The sequence below is a fragment of the Sphingobium sp. Ant17 genome (assembly GCF_000588875.1).
Classification (GTDB): domain Bacteria; phylum Pseudomonadota; class Alphaproteobacteria; order Sphingomonadales; family Sphingomonadaceae; genus Sphingobium.
Map to the genome: position 1 here is coordinate 1 of NZ_JEMV01000153.1, position 2,414 is coordinate 2,414.

Below are 2,414 nucleotides of genomic sequence, written 5' to 3' on the forward strand. Positions count from 1 at the left end.
TTGCTCGACAAAACCATGGCCCCGTAATGAAAATGTATTGCCGGATTAATGTGTCGACGGTTAACAGAGCGTATAGTTTGGCCGAAAATCCAAACTCGGAAATGAGGTGGCAAGATGCGGAATTTGGATCAAATCTGGGAAGGCGATAAGCTAGATCGCCGATCCGAAGCTCGCCTGCTCGAACGATTTTTGCTGAACGAGACCGACACTTTAAAGCGATTAGGTCGGTCCCAGTCATTCGTATTAGCCCTCGACGCCCAATACGGTGAAGGGAAAAGCTGGTTTCTCGACCGTTTTGCGAAGCAGTTGGCGATCAATCATCCTGTCGCATTCGTTGACGCTTGGATTGACGACGCCAACAATGAACCTCTCGTATCCATTATGTCGGCTCTTGATGAGGCTCTTCAACCATTTCTGAAGTCTGAAAAAGGTCAAGAACAGWCTTGGTGATCTGACACGGGCCGCCCTCCCCCATTCTCGGCAAAGCTGCCATATCGGCTGGTGGCAGATTAGCTGCCCGTTACATTGGTGATCAAATTGGTAAGGAAGCAAAAGCTGCGATTGATGCTGCGAGAACCAAACGAAATGAGGAAGTAATAGAAGCGGGATTCGATAAGCTGACCGAAGAGGTAAGCGAAAGTAGTAGATAGCGCTGGAAAAAGCCCCTTTCTTGAGCAATATCGTGTTTCGCCAGAATTTCTCGCAGGGTCGTTTTCAAAAGATAGTCTCGAAAAACTAGCAGCATCTATTGAGAAATCTGATGTTGACCCTCGCCAGGCACCGATATTTGTCGTGGTCGATGAACTTGATCGCTGCCGTCCTGATTACGCCATAGCCCTGCTAGAAAGCATTAAGCACCTTTTTGATGTTCCCGGCGTGGTGTTCGTCATCGCCCTTCATGGACGGCAACTCACGGCCAGCATTGAAGCAGTATATGGTGCTAAATTCGATGCCACCGCATACCTTCGCAGGTTTTTTTACTAGACACTATGAACTGAGGCGGCTGTCGATTTCGGAACTGGTCATTGGCCTATTTGGCGACATACCTCCAAGTGAGGTTAAGTTCAGTTTCCCTGACGTTGAAGTCGATGGCAAGCACGTGATTTTGACACCAGAGCAGGCCACTGGGCTATTGCTGTCCGAATGGAGGGCTACGCCGAGAGAGGCGCAGGCTGTAGTAGATGCGTTACGACTTTTTATCTCAAATTGGGATCACGGTCGAGTTCCTATTGAACTTCCCCTCCTTCTCGCCCTCCTTTTGAATCTCGTCAGAGGCAACGAGCTTGAACCGCATGTTGATACCCTAGGCCCACCTGAATTGCGCTTCTTAATGTATGACAGCGACGGGGAAGGGAATGTGACCAAGCATACATCCACTGAGCTATTCCCAATTTATCAGCGTGGGTTTAAGAACTCGCTTGACCAGATATCCCGTAACAATGAAGATCACGGCTTATACGGTTACATGACGCGTACTCTGGGAGACGAGTATCAAGTTCGCTTCAATCGCAGCCATCGTATCGGATCGACAGAACAGCTACCAACGTGGTCGGAATACCGTAACCGCGTGAGGGAGTTAATGAGATTTGTTGAGGTGGTGGATCAAGACGGAAATAGGGAATCTGTGTCACTCTAGCAAAGCATGAGAACATAGCGCTCTGCTTCGATCACGACACCCTCGCATTCAAACTCAATGACATCATCGAACTTGCGGTAGAAGAGCGCGAGGTCATTGAACTGGAAACTGCCCTCTTGCGATCTCCAATGATCTGCGTCGAGTTCAACAAAGCGGGTCAGGTCATCTACGAGATCATCTAGGGCAACAAACATAGCACTTACTCCATCAAGTTCGTGCCGCTCTATCAATAGCCATCTGACTGCCGCGTCATCCACTCATTGATCTTCTGGTGACTTTTCTGGCTTTGCCTTTCTGTGGTATTGCCCTTTGGGTTCAGTCATTGCTCGATCCATCGTCCAACCCAGACGAAATATGCGACCTAAGAGACAACAGCGCGATATACCGGCTTGCTCTGCCCATTCACTGACATGCCGTGTCTCACCCTTCCACTCCACGTAGTGCTTCTTGGGATATCCACGACTGACCGAACGCGGCTGTCCACCCAGTGCCTCATCTAGTGTCCATCCGTAAGTTGACAGTCGATGCCCTAGAGCCGTCTCGCCAATGCCCAGATGCTTTGCCCAGTCCCTCAAACTGCGGGTCACTCCCTTGTATGTGATGGGAGGTCGATTGGGCCTATTGGGTTTCGTTCTAGGTGGTTGACGCAGCATGATCTGTTGACGGGTCATCCAAGCGCAATTGGAGGGGTTATATCCCAGCTTGCTATCAAGGCGGCCAAGTTCATGCTTGGGGCTAGGACGCTTGCCCATATCCGTGAGAAATGTCGCAAAGTCAT

4 protein-coding genes are annotated in these 2,414 nt (G+C 49.9%); 3 read left to right on the forward strand and 1 reads right to left on the reverse strand.

Going from position 1 to position 2,414, the window contains the following annotated elements; genetic code table 11:
• The first annotated feature begins 114 nt into the window (after nucleotides 1–114).
• The 3 genes from BF95_RS24900 to BF95_RS27745 all read left to right on the forward strand — a co-directional run bounded on the left by BF95_RS24900 (nucleotide 115) and on the right by BF95_RS27745 (nucleotide 1,636).
• A complete protein-coding gene (locus tag BF95_RS24900; protein ID WP_043155502.1) occupies nucleotides 115–450 on the forward strand; it encodes a P-loop NTPase fold protein in 336 nt (111 codons plus the stop codon).
• 297 nt (nucleotides 451–747) lie between these two features.
• Entirely contained in the window at nucleotides 748–984 is a 237-nt protein-coding gene (locus tag BF95_RS27055) for a P-loop NTPase fold protein (RefSeq protein ID WP_081764293.1), read from the forward strand.
• A complete protein-coding gene (locus tag BF95_RS27745; protein WP_152542930.1) occupies nucleotides 950–1,636 on the forward strand; it encodes a hypothetical protein in 687 nt (228 codons plus the stop codon). Before BF95_RS27055 ends, BF95_RS27745 begins: the two co-directional genes overlap by 35 nt.
• On the opposite strand, the gene BF95_RS24910 is transcribed toward BF95_RS27745, so the two are convergent.
• A complete protein-coding gene (locus BF95_RS24910; RefSeq protein WP_043149440.1) occupies nucleotides 1,633–1,830 on the reverse strand; it encodes a hypothetical protein in 198 nt (65 codons plus the stop codon). The genes BF95_RS27745 and BF95_RS24910 overlap by 4 nt on opposite strands.
• Nucleotides 1,831–2,414 lie beyond the last annotated feature (584 nt).

What these genes read in the sequence shown, in the direction of transcription:
- BF95_RS24910 (WP_043149440.1), bottom strand. Translation starts at nt 1,830, where the DNA reads ATGTTTGTTGCCCTAGATGATCTCGTAGATGACCTGACCCGCTTTGTT.
- BF95_RS27745 (WP_152542930.1), top strand. Translation starts at nt 950, where the DNA reads ATGCCACCGCATACCTTCGCAGGTTTTTTTACTAGACACTATGAACTG.